General features: G+C 40.1%; 15 protein-coding genes and 2 other annotated features (1 of these 17 running past the window's edge). Of the genes, 4 read left to right on the top strand and 11 right to left on the bottom strand.

Annotated features, from left to right (window positions below; translation table 11 throughout):
* Positions 1-223, bottom strand: a binding site (T-box leader); it reaches 14 nt to the left of the window's first position.
* A gap of 35 nt (positions 224-258) precedes the next feature.
* Positions 259-488, bottom strand: a binding site (T-box leader).
* 69 nt (positions 489-557) lie between these two features.
* Both OSJ91_RS08420 and OSJ91_RS08415 read right to left on the bottom strand, forming a co-directional pair.
* The gene (locus OSJ91_RS08420) at positions 558-833 is read right to left on the bottom strand and encodes a UPF0223 family protein (RefSeq protein WP_063596342.1); all 276 of its coding nucleotides are present in this window, start codon (positions 831-833) and stop codon (positions 558-560) included.
* Between the two features lie 56 nt (positions 834-889).
* Positions 890-1,849, bottom strand: a complete 960-nt coding sequence (locus OSJ91_RS08415) for an NAD(P)H-dependent flavin oxidoreductase (RefSeq protein ID WP_485891374.1) — start codon at positions 1,847-1,849, stop codon at positions 890-892.
* Positions 1,850-2,265: 416 nt separating this feature from the next.
* On the opposite strand from OSJ91_RS08415, the gene OSJ91_RS08410 reads away from it, so the two are divergent.
* Entirely contained in the window at positions 2,266-3,723 is a 1,458-nt protein-coding gene (locus OSJ91_RS08410) for an aminotransferase class I/II-fold pyridoxal phosphate-dependent enzyme (protein ID WP_350301912.1), read from the top strand.
* Between the two features lie 144 nt (positions 3,724-3,867).
* Here the strand turns inward: OSJ91_RS08410 and OSJ91_RS08405 are convergent, their stop codons facing one another.
* Complete coding sequence (locus OSJ91_RS08405; RefSeq protein WP_072272684.1) at positions 3,868-3,993, bottom strand: GapA-binding peptide SR1P; 126 nt, start codon at positions 3,991-3,993, stop codon at positions 3,868-3,870.
* Between the two features lie 585 nt (positions 3,994-4,578).
* On the opposite strand from OSJ91_RS08405, the gene OSJ91_RS08400 reads away from it, so the two are divergent.
* The gene (locus OSJ91_RS08400) at positions 4,579-5,013 is read left to right on the top strand and encodes a DUF1885 family protein (protein ID WP_350301911.1); all 435 of its coding nucleotides are present in this window, start codon (positions 4,579-4,581) and stop codon (positions 5,011-5,013) included.
* 26 nt (positions 5,014-5,039) lie between these two features.
* On the opposite strand, the gene OSJ91_RS08395 is transcribed toward OSJ91_RS08400, so the two are convergent.
* The 7 genes from OSJ91_RS08395 to OSJ91_RS08365 all read right to left on the bottom strand — a co-directional run bounded on the left by OSJ91_RS08395 (position 5,040) and on the right by OSJ91_RS08365 (position 12,738).
* On the bottom strand, positions 5,040-5,867 hold the full coding sequence (locus tag OSJ91_RS08395; RefSeq protein ID WP_485891373.1) for a polysaccharide deacetylase family protein: 828 nt from the start codon (positions 5,865-5,867) through the stop codon (positions 5,040-5,042).
* Positions 5,868-5,913: 46 nt separating this feature from the next.
* Positions 5,914-6,171, bottom strand: a complete 258-nt coding sequence (locus tag OSJ91_RS08390) for a hypothetical protein (RefSeq protein ID WP_306804763.1) — start codon at positions 6,169-6,171, stop codon at positions 5,914-5,916.
* A gap of 271 nt (positions 6,172-6,442) precedes the next feature.
* Positions 6,443-7,855, bottom strand: coding sequence for a dihydrolipoyl dehydrogenase (gene lpdA / locus OSJ91_RS08385; protein WP_133348424.1), 1,413 nt, complete (start codon positions 7,853-7,855; stop codon positions 6,443-6,445).
* Between the two features lie 3 nt (positions 7,856-7,858).
* Entirely contained in the window at positions 7,859-9,217 is a 1,359-nt protein-coding gene (locus OSJ91_RS08380) for a dihydrolipoamide acetyltransferase family protein (protein WP_101224535.1), read from the bottom strand.
* A 120-nt stretch (positions 9,218-9,337) separates the two neighbouring features.
* Positions 9,338-10,315 (bottom strand): alpha-ketoacid dehydrogenase subunit beta, encoded by a 978-nt coding sequence (locus OSJ91_RS08375; protein ID WP_034314063.1) that lies wholly within the window; start codon positions 10,313-10,315, stop codon positions 9,338-9,340.
* Positions 10,316-10,318: 3 nt separating this feature from the next.
* The gene (gene pdhA / locus OSJ91_RS08370) at positions 10,319-11,434 is read right to left on the bottom strand and encodes a pyruvate dehydrogenase (acetyl-transferring) E1 component subunit alpha (RefSeq protein ID WP_241590432.1); all 1,116 of its coding nucleotides are present in this window, start codon (positions 11,432-11,434) and stop codon (positions 10,319-10,321) included.
* Positions 11,435-12,078: 644 nt separating this feature from the next.
* Entirely contained in the window at positions 12,079-12,738 is a 660-nt protein-coding gene (locus tag OSJ91_RS08365) for a YkyA family protein (RefSeq protein WP_350301909.1), read from the bottom strand.
* Between the two features lie 214 nt (positions 12,739-12,952).
* Here OSJ91_RS08365 and OSJ91_RS08360 point away from each other — a divergent pair, with 214 nt between their 5' ends.
* Positions 12,953-13,108 carry a YjcZ family sporulation protein gene (locus tag OSJ91_RS08360; protein ID WP_063231991.1) on the top strand — a complete coding sequence of 52 codons (156 nt, stop codon included), beginning with the start codon at positions 12,953-12,955 and terminating at the stop codon, positions 13,106-13,108.
* Between the two features lie 240 nt (positions 13,109-13,348).
* Entirely contained in the window at positions 13,349-13,903 is a 555-nt protein-coding gene (gene def / locus OSJ91_RS08355; protein WP_350301908.1) for a peptide deformylase, read from the top strand.
* A 47-nt stretch (positions 13,904-13,950) separates the two neighbouring features.
* Here def and OSJ91_RS08350 read toward each other — a convergent pair whose 3' ends face one another.
* Positions 13,951-14,718 (bottom strand): Cof-type HAD-IIB family hydrolase, encoded by a 768-nt coding sequence (locus OSJ91_RS08350; RefSeq protein ID WP_350301907.1) that lies wholly within the window; start codon positions 14,716-14,718, stop codon positions 13,951-13,953.
* Positions 14,719-15,178: the final 460 nt, after the last annotated feature.

Genomic DNA, 15,178 nt, shown 5'->3' with positions numbered 1-15,178 from the left:
ACCGCGGTGCCACCTCAAGTTGGAAAAACGCATCATTTTTCCCTCTCAAGCAAGAATGAAAAATTCTTGCGTTTACCCTTTAACGGTGGCAGCCGAGTTTCCCTACTTATTTCAAGAAACCACTCATAAGTCCATTCATCTTCTTATATCGTACCGGTTTCCACCTATTCCGGCTCTCTGTGACGCATCTAAAAAGATTACTACTCTCATTCATAGATTTAATTATCATTTTCAAAAAAACGCAAAAAGGGCCCTCATCCAAAGGACGAGGAACCCGTGGTACCACCTTAATTAGCTAAATTAGCTCACTTTACGGCATTAACATGCCTATCTCCATTAACGATGAGATAATCGCCAAAGCCTACTCCGTTATCCGTTTCGGTTTGGGGCTCGGAAGTCCATTCGCTTAAATTCGTTCACCAGTTTTCAGCAACCACTGGCTCTCTGCAGAACATCATTAAGGTACTCTTCTTCGTCACTGCCTTTATCTTTTTCTTGTTTATTATGTTAAAACAATCTTTTCAGTAAGTCAATGGAGTTTTCTAAAAATTATATTTTTAATTTTTCATTTTTATCCATTCTCCGTCATCGATTCCTTTTGCCTTCTTTATAACAAGATAGGCAGAATAGGTGCTTACTGACTCGAACTCGTCCGTATACTTTTTTTCATCCGCCTTACCAGGGACTATTTCCTTGAATCTTCGGTAAGCCTTCATGAATTCTTCCTTTTGTATTTTATTTTCATAAGCCTTTTCTACCGCTTCAAAGAATTTAATCACATCTACGATTTCGTCAGTAGACCAATCAAGATCCATTGGATATTGATAATCCATACCCTAAACACGCTCCTTCTAGATAGTTTTTCATGTTGTCCGGCAGACCATTTATATCAGTCTGCCCATTTTGAACGAATTGCTTCCGCCTGGTCGATAATCCGACTGAATAGTTCAGCAGTCGATGGTACATCATGAATCAGCCCCATCACTTGTCCAGCCCAGGCAAAGCCTTCAGCTTCAATACCGTCATGGATATAACGCTGGTTCGCTTTACCACTTATGTAATCCTTCAATTGTTCATATCCGCCGTTTTCTTTTTCAATATCAAGGATCTTATCGGTCCAGCTGTTAGCAATTACCCTTGCTGGTGCACCAATGGACCGCTTGATGATAACGGTATCATTTTCCGTGCCGGAAACCAAGGTATTTTTATATAATTCATGTGCATGAACACACTCCTTGACTGCTATGAATCTTGTCCCCATCTCGATTCCTTCGGCACCAAGTGCCATTGCTGCCATCAAACCGCGTCCATCGCCAAATCCACCCGAGGCGATGACTGGAATTTTAACGGAGTCCACAACTTGAGGAATTAACACAGAAGTTCCAATATCATCACGGCCTAAATGTCCTCCTCCCTCCTGACCAACCACCATCACTGCATCTGCCCCAAGCTGTTCAGCCTTCATTGCCTGCCTTCTTGCAGCAACAAGCACAAGTTTTTTCACCTGGGTGCCATTGACGTAATCAAGGAATGGGCCAGGGTTGCCGCCGGTTACGGAAACAGCTGCAATATCCTCTTTCAAGGCTGCTTCCAGCATGTGTTCATAAGGCCTTCCATGCTGACCGATTGCAAAGTTCACACCAAACGGTTTATCCGTCAATGATTTCGTTTTTCTAATTTCATCTACCAGTTGCTCCGGGTTGTCCAAGGACATGGCCGTTACCTGCCCTAGCCCCCCTGCATTGGAAACTGCCGCAGCCAGGTCTGCATATGCTAAATGGGCCAATCCCCCTTGTACGATTGGGTATTGAATGCCTAATAAATCGGTCACACGCGTTTTCCACTTCAAACTCCTCATCTCCCTTTTCATTTTGGTCGTTTGTTTATTTAGCTGAATCCAATTCATTAGCTTCATTATGGCAAATATTGTTTACCCGTTCAATTTTTAAATTCAACATACAATATTAATAAAAGAAGAATTCTTGAGTAAATCCAGTAAATACTAGGAAAATGGACATTTATATACTGCAGATAATTTTATTGAGCCCCTTAACAACAAAGACATATATAAATTGTTTAAGTCAGGACATTAAAGTCACTCTAGGCATTTATTATAAGACGTGCTATAATTCATATGTTTTATGTCTATCCACAAGCTTACAAACCATTTGAATGGAATCGGAGAAACATACGATCGTTAATAGAAAGGGAGTAAATGCTCCCAAATATTTCGTACCTATTTTATTGAAAAGGGGCCACAAAGAATTGTCACAGAATGAAACACCCTTATACACTGCCTTATTGCAGCATGCAAAAAGAAATCCCGTTCAATTTCATATTCCAGGTCATAAAAAAGGAAAAGGAATGGACGCTGATTTCCGTAATTTCATTGGAGAAAATGCATTATCCATAGATTTAATCAATATCGCTCCACTCGATGATCTCCATCAGCCAAAAGGGATCATTAAACAAGCTCAGGATCTTGCCGCTGAAGCTTTTGGGGCAGATCACACATTCTTTTCCGTTCAAGGAACAAGCGGAGCAATCATGACGATGGTCATGACAGTATGCGGACCTGGGGACAAAATCATCGTTCCAAGGAATGTACATAAATCCGTAATGTCTGCCATTGTATTTTCTGGAGCGGTTCCCATTTTCATCAATCCTGAAATAGACAAAGATTTGGGCATCTCACACGGTATCACCGTCGAGGCCGTTGAAAAAACTTTAAGCGAACATAGCGATGCAAAAGGATTGCTTGTCATCAACCCCACTTATTTCGGCATTTCGGCTGATTTGCAGAAAATAGTGGAAGTGGCTCATTCCCACCAAATCCCAGTACTCGTAGATGAAGCGCATGGTGTCCATATTCACTTCCACGAAGACTTGCCGATGTCAGCCATGCAAGCTGGAGCAGATATGGCTGCAACGAGTGTTCATAAACTGGGAGGTTCACTGACGGGAAGTTCCATATTGAATGTTAAGACTGGATTGGTTTCCGCAAATCGTGTTCAAGCCATATTGAGCATGCTCACAACCACCTCAACCTCCTATATCCTTCTGGCTTCCCTGGATACGGCTAGAAGACAACTTGCGACGGTAGGCAGGGAAATGGTCGATGAAGCGATCAATCTCGCAGGGTATATCCGTGAGGCCGTTAATGAGATTCCTTATCTATACTGTGTCGGCAGCGAAATTCTCGAGAGTAAGGCAGCATATAGCTATGATCCGACTAAATTGATCATATCCATTAAGGAATTGAATATTACCGGATACGACGTCGAGAAATGGCTTCGTGAAAAGCATAATATCGAAGTGGAACTTTCTGACTTGTACAACATCCTTTGCCTGATAACACCTGGAGACTCAAAAACAGAAGCGGATCTGCTGATCGCTGCCCTTAGAGACTTATCGGATGAGTTTAAGGAAATGGCTGCAGAACATGAAAAAATTGAAGTCCTGCTTCCTGATACACCACCACTGGCTTTATCACCCAGGGAGGCATTTTATGCAGAAACCGAAGTGGTTCCCATTGAGGAATCCGTCGGCAAAATCAGCGCTGAATTCATCATGGTTTACCCGCCGGGAATCCCGATTTTCATTCCAGGTGAATTGATTACTGAAGATAATATCAATTACATCCGGAAAAACATCGAGGCCGGCCTTCCGGTTCAAGGCCCTGAGGACCCAGAAATAAAATATTTACGCATTATTAAGAATTGATCGATTCCATCAAACCAGAGCAGAGTACTGCTCTGGTTTTTTTGTACCTTTTAATATTAAGCACTGACTTCTATAAAAAGGGTGCTCCAGGTTACAATCCTGAAACACCCTTAAATTCTATTAATCTTGAAATCCTTTTTCGATTTATTTTTCAGAGGCAGCTGTATCACAGCTTTGGCAGTTGTGATTATGTGTATATAGTACACTTACTTTCTCATCTTCAAAATGTTCAATCGTGCTATTGCAAGTTTGACATACGATAGTTCCCATTTTTACAACCCCTTCCCCTATATTGTATGCATTATTGATATAATGTAACCGCTTTAAATGAATTATAATATAACACATTTATTATTTCAAGCTAAAAAGTATAACATATATACTTTTCCCCACTTAATGAACGATCATCTTGAAAGAACTGCATTCCAATCGTTCGTTAGACTGATTCTTTTTTTTAGGCTCTTTTCATAAAGATTGTTGTTTTTAAAACGAAACTATTTAAGGTTGATTGGAGCGGAAGTGCGAGACTCCTGCGGGAGCAGCGGGACAGGTGAGACCCCACAGGCGTTTACGCCGAGGAGGCTCACCGCCCGCCCCGCGGAAAGCGAGCATCTGGAGGGGAAATCAACCACACCGCACTACTTGGTAAATAGCAACAAAGTATGCGAAAACAGCCTTTTTTAAAACACGGGAATTTATTTATAAACGAAGGGCCCTTGACTCAATGCATCATACTCCTTGCTTCAGCATAGCAAGGTGAAAAAGGAATTTCGCCTTTTCATTTACATATAGATATGTATATAATACATCCATAAAATGTTAATATATTCTTACATTCTATTAAGGGGGATCCACATGACTGAAAATGCCTATATCAAACTTGTTCCTGAGGCCGCGAAAGGAACTGTAACCATCGAAGACGTGAAAGAATTGCTGAACTATTATCGAATGATCACAGCGAAAACCGGAAAGCAGCTGGATTGGGACTATGATAAGAAGGCATTTCCTTATGAAATGAAAGAACCGGCAAGAATGAAAGATAAGGCCATATACCTCCAATCCAAAGAAGATCGATATCACATGATATTGATAGGCGTCGACCAAGAGATCGTTAAGGATGAAGATGGATCTGAGCGGATTCAATCCTATATCCAATTCACCCTCCCTGAAACAGCCACTTTCGGTGATAAGGGAAAAGCAAATGAATTGTGCAAGTTCCTTGCAAAGAAATTACGGGCACAGCTTCACCTCTTCAATAAACGGGTGATGTATTATTATCCAAGGAAATAAAAAACCTGCAGATTGCCTAAATTGGCTCATGCAGGCGTTTCAATTAATTTTGGATCAAGGATCTCATAATCTTTCTTTTGAAAACCTTTCACGATATCCTCTATCGCTTCACTCGTCCATTTCCGGTCATGCATCAGTAAGTTCGCGCCATTTCCTAAATAAGGGCTGTTCAACATGATTTCCGTTAAAGCTTTTTTATCCTGATACTCTTTTTCCCAGTCATATCCGTATGTCCAGTTCATGACCAACATTTTTTCTTTCTCAGCGACTTTTTTTGAATGCTCGGTATTCGATCCAAATGGCGCCCTGAAGTACTTAGGGCGTACCCCTGTAATGCCCTCAACCAAATTGTTCAATTTTACGATTTCCCGCTCCTGTTCCTTTTCGGTCAACTCTTTTAAATTCACATGGGAATAAGTATGATTGCCGATAGAAAAACCCATTTCATGAATTTCTTTTAGCATCGCTTTATTTTCATCATTTTCAAGAAAGTGACCATTCACGAAAAATATTGCAGGTACTTTAAGTCGCTTCAGGGTTTGGGCGATTGCCAGGGAATATTTATCAGGTGCATCATCAAATGTTAACAACACAACTTTCGGCTTTGCATCCCCAATCGGTTTAAATGACCAATTCTCTTTATTCACCCGATATTCTGCCTTTACATTCCTTTCGCCAATTGTTTTTGACGTTTCTTTTTTCAAATCTTTCTCTTGATGGCTTTCATCTTGGATCGTTGTGGTCGTTTCAACACTTTTTTGATTCTCATTTTCAGTTTGACCGGAACTCGGATCATTACAAGCCATCAATAAAAATGATACAAATGTAAATAATGCTACTACTTTGTTAATCATGATTCCTCCATGGTTGATTGTGTGTCATTGCGGCTTACTTAAAAATTCAATAAACGGGTACCAGCGTTTCCAAAAGGATTTGCAAAATCCCGTAACATAATAGACTTATCACGGTAACAAGCATGGTTCGTCTATTGGATTTTAAAATCATCTTACCAATGTAGATGGCTAAATAAGAAAAGACCAGAAACATGAATACTTTGAAAACGAATCGATCGTTAACAGACAGCCATTCAACTAATGTATACCCGCTCCAAACGATTAGTTGAAAGAGGATTACCAGATAGTTTTTCAAGTGATCCACCTCATTTTAATATGAATATATCAGCCATGATCTTTTTATTGGCAAAAAATATTCCTATAGCACATCGCTCATCTTATTTTTTATCCTCTATTAACTTTTTCAAACCCTTTCAAGGAAAAAAGTAAGAAGTCCTTTTTATAGCTTATGCCCTTTTTGTCCTTTTCATTTAACTAGTGTGAAGAAAATCATGAATGGGGAGTCATCCTTCATTTTTTTAATCCGGCCAAAAAAAAGCGTACTGCATTTAGCAGTACGCTTTTATATAACTCAATTACTTAATGATGTGGATAGGAGTTCCAAGGGCAACTTCAGCAGCTTCCATTGTGATTTCCCCTAATGTTGGATGTGCATGGATTGTCATTGCTATATCTTCGGCAGTCATTCCTGCTTCGATAGCCAAACCAAGTTCTGCAATCATATCAGAAGCGTTTGGTCCTGCAATTTGTGCTCCAATAACCAATCCGTCTTCTTTGCGAGTAATAAGCTTCACAAATCCGTCCGTATTATTTAAGGAAAGAGCACGTCCATTTGCAGCGAATGGGAATTTAGAAGCAAGCGCTTCGATTCCAGCTTCCTTCGCTTCTTTTTCATTGTAACCGACAGAAGCAAGTTCCGGTTCAGAGAATACAACAGCCGGAATAGCAAGATAGTCGATTTCAGATGAATGTCCTGCAATGGCTTCAGCTGCAATTTTACCTTCATAAGAAGCTTTATGAGCCAACTGAGGCCCAGAAACGATATCACCGATTGCGTAAATGTTTTTCACGCTTGTACGGCATTGTTTATCCGTTTCGATTAAACCTCGGTCAGTCATTTTGATACCGACTTGTTCCAGGCCGATTTCTGCAGTATTTGGACGACGTCCAACTGTTACTAAAACGTAATCGGCTTCAACTTTTTTCTCTTCGCCTTTTACTTCATAAGTAACTGTTACGCCTGTTTCAGTTTCTTCCACGCCTTTAGCATTAGCTTTAGTGACAATTTCAGCACCTTTGTTTTTAAGGTTACGCTTAACAAGTGCTGCCATTTGTTTTTCAAAGCCTGCAGAAAGGATTTCTTCCGTACCTTCAAGGATGGTCACTTTAGTGCCAAAGCTTGCGAATGCTCCGCCAAGCTCAGTTCCGATGTAACCTCCGCCGATTACCACGATCGAACTTGGAACTTCTTCCAAAGCAAGAGCGCCAGTGGAATTAAGTACACGTTTCGTATATTTAAATGACGGAATCTCGATTGGCGATGAGCCAGTGGCGATGATTGCGTTTTTAAATGTATATGTTTGGGCTGAGTCATCATTCATAACACGGATGCTGTTTTCATCAACGAAATAAGCTTCGCCAGTTACAACATCAACGTTATTGCCTTTTAATAGGCTGCTTACACCGCCTGTTAATTTTTTGACAACAGAACCTTTCCAAGCTTGTACTTTAGAAAAATCAACCGTAACTTTTTCTGCAAAGATACCCATATCTTCTGAATGCTGAGCTTCATGGAAACGGTGTCCAGCCGAAATTAAAGCTTTCGATGGGATACAGCCTACATTCAAACAAACTCCGCCGATTGTTCCTTTTTCAACGACCGTTACTTTCTGTCCAAGCTGTGCTGCGCGAATTGCGGCAACATATCCCCCTGGGCCTGAACCGATCACTAAAGTATCTGTTTCGATTGGAAAATCTCCTACTACCATTGTTTACGCCTCCATTAACAATAATTCTGGGTCGTTCAATAACTTTTTGATATGATTCAATGCATGTTGAGCTGTTGCTCCATCAATCATGCGGTGATCAAAGCTCAGTGATAATGCCAGAACTGGAGCGGCGATAATTTCCCCGTCGCGTACAATTGCTTTTTCGGCAATGCGTCCAATCCCTAGAATGGCAACTTCTGGATGATTGATTACAGGTGTGAACCATTGACCGCCTGCGGAACCGATATTCGTAATGGAGCAAGAAGCACCTTTCATTTCGTTAGGAGCCAATTTGCCGTCACGGGCTTTCGTCGCTAATTCGTTAATTTCTTGTGAAATAGCAAAAGTTGATTTACGATCTGCATCTTTTACAACTGGAACGAGCAGTCCTTTATCTGTGTCTGCCGCAATTCCGATATTGTAATAGTGTTTATGGATAATCTCACTAGCTTCATCATCAAATGATGTGTTTAGCATAGGGAATTCACGTAATGCACTTGTTAACGCTTTAACAACATAAGGTAGGAATGTAAGCTTGATTCCTTTTTCTGCAGCAATTTCCTTGAATTTCTTACGGTGAGCAACCAATAGCGTCACATCGACTTCATCCATTAATGTTACATGCGGAGCTGTCTGCTTGGATTTAACCATTGCTTTTGCGATCGCTTTTCTCATACCGCTCATTTTCTCGCGAGTTTCAGGATATTGCCCTTCTGGAATTGAAACTTTTTGTTTTTCGGTTGTTTCCGTATCATTTTGTTGTGAAGCTTCACTTTGAGCTGCTGGTTGCTGTGGAGCGGTTTTGCCGTTTTTGAAAGCATCTATGTCTTCTTTCATGATGCGGCCGTTATCCCCAGAACCAGAGATCTCACGAATGTTTACCCCTTGTTCGCGTGCATATTTCCTGACAGAAGGCATGGCGATAATACGTCGTGAAGGATCTGCCTCAACCTGTGGTTGTGCTCCCGCGCCCGTTACTCCGCTATTTTCTTGAACCGGAGCAGCCTCTTTCTTGACTTCCTGTCCAGCTTCAGCAGTTGCTTGAACCTGGGCCTCCGTATTCTTCTCGCCTTCTGCCTTCGCTTCTTCTCCATGATCCCCTTTAAACTGAAGATTTTCATAACCTGGAGCATCGAATGTTACAAGCACATCGCCAACAACGGCAACCGTTCCTTCTTGAACAAGGATTTCTTCAACGGTACCTTCCACCGGTGATGGGATTTCAACAACGGCCTTATCGTTTTGAACCTCGCAAAGCACGTCATCCTCTTGAATCTTATCTCCTGGTTTTACAAACCATTTCACTATTTCACCTTCGTGTATACCTTCTCCGATATCAGGGAGTCTAAATTGGAATGCCACTGAGTTCAACCTCCTATATTAAATCATACTTAGTGCTTTGAATAAAGTCCTTTATCTTGCATTACCGTTAATGCAAAACTACTTTCCCAAGCAGGACATTCATTCCATTACTTAAGATTGTTAAAACTTCAAGACTTTAGTCGCCGTTTCAATAATGTCTTTATAATTAGGGAGCCATACTGTTTCAGCTTGTGAAAACGGGAATACCGTATCAGCTGCCGCCACTCGCAGTACTGGAGCATCCAAGCTTAAAATGGCACGTTCGTTAATTTCCGCTACAACATTCGCTGCTATACCAGCTTGCTTTTGTGCTTCTTGAACAACGATAGCGCGTCCTGTTTTTTCTACAGAAGCAATGATTGTATCGATATCCAATGGAGATACAGTACGTAAGTCGACCACTTCGACGGAATGACCATCCTTAGCCAATTCCTCAGCTGCCTTGATGGATTCCTGCACCATCGCACCATACGTAATAATGGATAAATCCGTTCCTTCTCTTTTCACGTCCGCTTTTCCTAATGGAATTGTATATTCTTCTTCAGGAACTTCCTGACGGAAAGAACGGTACAATTTCATGTGCTCAAGGAAAATGACAGGGTCATTATCACGAATCGCAGAAATCAATAAGCCTTTTGCATCGTAAGGAGTGGAAGGGATAACTACTTTTAACCCTGGTTGCTGAGCCATTAAACCTTCTAAGCTATCAGCATGCATTTCCGGTGTATGCACTCCTCCTCCAAAAGGTGAACGAATTGTAACAGGTGCACTGTAACGTCCGCCTGAACGGTAGCGCATACGAGCAAGCTGACCGCTTACGGAATCCATTACTTCATATACAAATCCGAAGAATTGAATTTCAGGAACAGGACGGAAACCTTGTAAAGAAAGACCGACCGCTAATCCACCGATTCCAGATTCAGCTAGAGGTGTATCGAATACACGATCTTCACCGAATTCTTTTTGAAGATTTTCCGTTGCACGGAAAACTCCTCCATTAAGACCAACATCTTCCCCAAAAACGAGTACATTCTCGTCATTTTTAAGTTCTGTGCGTAATGCTTCTGTAATTGCTTGAATCATCGTCAATTGAGCCATGGCTTACTTCGACTCCTTCTCTTTATAAATTTCATATTGTTCTTTTAAGTTATAAGGCATTTCTTCATACATGATTTCAATTAGGTCTGTAACCTTTTGTTTAGGTTCTGCATCAGCCAATTTGATTGCTTCTTTAATATCGTCTTTTGCTTTTTCTATCGTTTCGTTTTCTAATTCTTCATTCCAAAGTTTTTTGTTTTCCAAGAACTTGCGGAAACGAACCAATGGATCTTTCAGTTCCCACTCGTTATCCATTTCGGAAGTACGGTAACGTGTCGGGTCATCCCCAGCCATCGTATGCGGACCATAACGGTAAGTTAATGTTTCAATCAATGTAGGGCCTTCACCATTGATTGCACGTTCACGTGCTTCTTTAACGGCTGTATAAACGGCCAACGCATCCATACCATCAACCTGGATTCCAGGAATACCTGCAGCCACACCCTTTTGAGCCAATGTTTTAGCTGCTGATTGCAAATCAACCGGTGTCGAGATTGCGAAACGGTTATTTTGCACGATGAAGATAGCTGGCGCTTTAAATGCACCTGCAAAGTTAATTCCCTCATAGAAGTCACCTTGTGAGGTTCCACCGTCACCCGTATATGTAATGGCAACAGCTTTTTTCCCGCGTTTCTTCAATCCAAGAGCCACTCCGGCTGCTTGAATATATTGAGCGCCGATAATGATTTGAGGGGAAATGACATTGACGTCTTCAGGAATTTGATTTCCTTTAAAGTGTCCCCGGGAGAATAAGAATGCTTGCCAAAGCGGCAGACCATGCCAAACGATTTGCGGAACATCACGGTAACCAGGCAGAATGAAATCTTCTTTTTCCAAAGCATACTGGGAAGCGATTTGAGAAGCTTCTTGACCGGCAGTCGGTGCATAGAAACCTAATCTGCCTTGGCGGTTCAGTGATATGGAACGTTGATCCAAGATACGTGTATAAACCATACGACGCATTAATTCTTGCAATTGTTCATCACTTAAATCAGGCATAGCCGCTTCATTAACGACTTCTCCCTCTTCATTTAAAATTTGAAAAGTTTCAAATTGTTCTTCTACTTTCTTAAGCTGATCTTGAACATTAATTTTAGCTTGCTTAGTTTTTTGAGCCATTTGGCACCTCATCCTTTCATTAAAAAGGTTTGCTATTATTATTCTATAAAGCAAAAAAAGTTTGCTTTTTAGTTTCTTCAACAATACATTCTTTTATTTTTCCCTTAAGACCAATCCCTCAAACGTGGATATGCTTAATATGTCTCAATCTTATTCTGTACCATAAAAAAAATCAAGGAAAATGATACAAGAATTTTTATAGATTAAGTTTACAAGATGAATTAACATCAAGTCAATCACTTGGAGCTCCTTATAATTTTGATTTAATAGAATTTCCAGCACTCATACTTCTTCTCTGTATTAGTTTTCACTTTACAACTGTACTATTAAAATTTACGTCTTTATCGATTTAAGGTTGGCGAAGGATAACATTTCAATTCCCCCGCATATCCCATCGATTCCAAAACCGCTTTAACTAAAGGCATTTGAGGCTTCAGAATAATATTCCAAAAAAACGTTCAAACGCTTTCATATAACGCTGCTGTTAGATTTTTAATTATCGATTTTTTTTAGTACAGGTATAAAATCTCACATCAATTTGGTTACACAAAAAAAGATCATTCTAGAAATTTTCAGTCCATAAATGGACTGGGTGGAATAAAATATGGGCTGTGATTGAGGATCACAGCCCATCATTATTTATATTATTTTGTTGAATCAGCCATTTCTATGCCGGAACTATCATAAAAACTTTCTTTTTTTTGATTTGATTTTTCCGTTAATGCATTAAATTCCTCATTCGCTTTTAAAACTTTTGTATAAGAAGTATTGATTTTCTCGATTTGCATTTGTAATTCATCCATTTTCAAATCCTCTTTTTTAAACAGTTCATATAATTCACGATCATAAGCCAGACTTTGTTGATAGGCATCATATAAATTATCGTAGGTGCTATAGCGCTCACTCATGACCTTTTTCATTTCAGTCGCTTCTTTTTTTATCTTTTCATCCTCTATTTTCCCGATTTGTTCGTCAATCTGATTGAATTGTTCTTTTGAGGATTGCATACTGCTTTGTTCCTTTTCAATTATTTCTTCCCTTTGGTCGATATTCTTGGTTGCTTCATCTGAGAGCTCGACGATCTGTTCATAATCATCCAATCCAAGTTTAATGATTTTCTCATATTTTTCTTTTTCTTTTTTCTCCAAATCATTAAGAGGCTCTTGATTCTCGGTGAAATCACTTTCCTTTTCTGCAGTTTTCTCTAGGATTTTGTGGATTCTTTCTTCCGGTGAACCATTGAAACAACCAGTCAAGACCACTAAAGAAAGAAGTAAAATAACATATGGGCCAAAACGATTCAAAATAGACAGCTCCTTCTGATAATTCTTCGAAGATTCATATTTCTCTAAATTCCCTTATAAGCCGCTGACACTTGTTACAATAATATTCCGAACAGGTTTTTTTCATTACTGGGCGCTAGCCTACACCCTTTAAACCATACTGCATAGGCTGTAGGGACCGTTTCAAATCAGAGTGGTCAGCATTTTAATAATACAAAAACGGAGGTATGAAATTATGTATGGAGGTTCCAACCAGGAATGTTGTTATCCGGTTTCCGTTGCACCCAGCTATGGTTATGGTGATGGTGGAGGCTGCGGCTTTGGAAGCGGCTTCGCCATAATCATTGTCCTGTTCATTCTGCTAATCATTGTCGGCGCGTGCTTATGCTAAGCAGGTAATTACTATTACCTTTACCCGAAAATGTTAACTATTTACCCTGATTCACAAAAAATGATCTATTTTTTTTAATAGACCTCTACAGGCAAATAAAATAATGGTTGGGATAGGAATTAATCGATTTGATTCCATCCCTTCCATTTTTCTTTCATTAGACCATCCATTAACTTTCAGCATTTTTTTTGTTAAAATAACCCTATACATATTATTAGAATTTTTATGGGGTGAAAGATTATGCTAACCATGGATGATTTTGTTAATGAAGACGATCCAATCTTAAGGCAAGTCGCGGTAGAGGTTCCGCTTCCGGCATCATATGAAGATAAACAACTTTTAGCCAGCCTGATGGAATATGTCCAAAACAGCCAGAAGCCCGATATTGCTGCTATATATGGGTTAAGGGCAGGCATTGGCTTGGCTGCACCTCAAGTGAATGTTTCAAAAAGGATGATTGCGGTTCATTTGAAAGAAAAAGATGATCAACTGTATAGCTATGCACTTTTCAACCCTAAACTCATTAGCCATTCAGTGGAAAAAGCATACTTGACATCCGGAGAAGGCTGCCTTTCCGTAAATCGTCCCGTTTCCGGCTATGTGCCCCGTTATGCTCGAATAACGGTTGTGGGTACCGACCTGGAAGGAAAGTCGGTTAAACTCCGCCTGAAAGGCATCGCAGCCATTTGCTTTCAACATGAAATCGACCACCTTAATGGAATCATGTTCTATGATCATATCAACCCGGAAGACCCTTATGCCATTCCGGAAAATTCTATTGCAGTGGAAAGGTAACGTAATAAGCAAAACCCCCGCAAGTTGGTTGACGGGGGTTTTGTTTTTTATATCAATTCAAGTTCCTTCAAACCAAAAAGTATGCCATCATCATCGACATCCTTCGTTACAAAGTCGGCCTCTTGCTTCACAAGTTGACCGGCATTCCCCATTGCCACGCCATATCCCGCTACTTTTAACATCTCTATATCATTTAAGCCATCTCCAAAGGCGTAAACATCCTCCAGAGCAAACCCGACTTTTTCCATTAATATTTTAATGCCTTCAGCTTTTGAACCCCCGAATGGAAGTACATCCGTGGAATACTCATGCCATCTAATGAAGTGAAAGTCATCATAATTCCCAACAAAGTTCCCTTCTTCATCTTCCGAGCAGAATAACAAGGCTTGGTATATTTCATGGTTCTCATAAAAATCTGCCACATGTTCAGGATGGGGAAACTTCAGGCTGCTTAATGCCTCTTCAATTCGGCTATGATGAGGAACACTCGATTTCATTGTCTCATCATTCATGAAAACGATCGGGATTTCATTATTTTCAGCATGTTCGTGGAGCCGTTTTATCTCAGGTTTGCTCAAAGGGTTTTTATAAACGACTTTCCCTTCAAAAACAACGTATTGTCCATTGAAACTTACGAATGTATCGATGCCAAGCTCTTCCCTTAAGGACTCGAACATGAACGGAGCCCTTCCTGTGGCAATCGCTACAAAAACCCCGCTATCCTGCAGTTGCTTAATGGCTTTTTTTGTTGAAGCAGGTAACTTTTTTTCATGATCAAGCAATGTTCCGTCAATATCAAAGAATACGATTTTCACTAACGATTCACTTCCAATTCATTCATTTTTTCCTTTTTTAATATGTACTCATTTAATAATTGTCATCAAGATAAGTCAAGTAACTCTACCGGATCCACCTCAAAGTTACGTTTTTTATTCGGGAATGGGCATATACTATTGTTAATCAGAAATCAACTAAGGCTTTCCGATTACACTTCTCCCACCCTTCTTGCCTCTAAAATCCCAGTTGCTAGTTTGAATGAGCCTTTTTTTTAAAAAATGGGCCAAGTACCTGTAAAGACGTATTTACATTATTGAATAATCCTATACAATAATAACTAAGGGAGCGTGATCGCCATGTTAAAAAAGCTTCGTAAAAAGCTTGTTAAACAGTGGAATGATCTTTTAAGAAAAAAAACTATCGCATGATTTGCCACTCATTCCTGCCTTGGCCGTCATCCATATGCGAATTTTTTTCGGACAGCCCTTCAAAAACTTG

Source organism: Bacillus sp. T-10(2022) (assembly GCF_056502895.1).
This window is presented reverse-complemented; position numbering and strand designations above follow the sequence as displayed.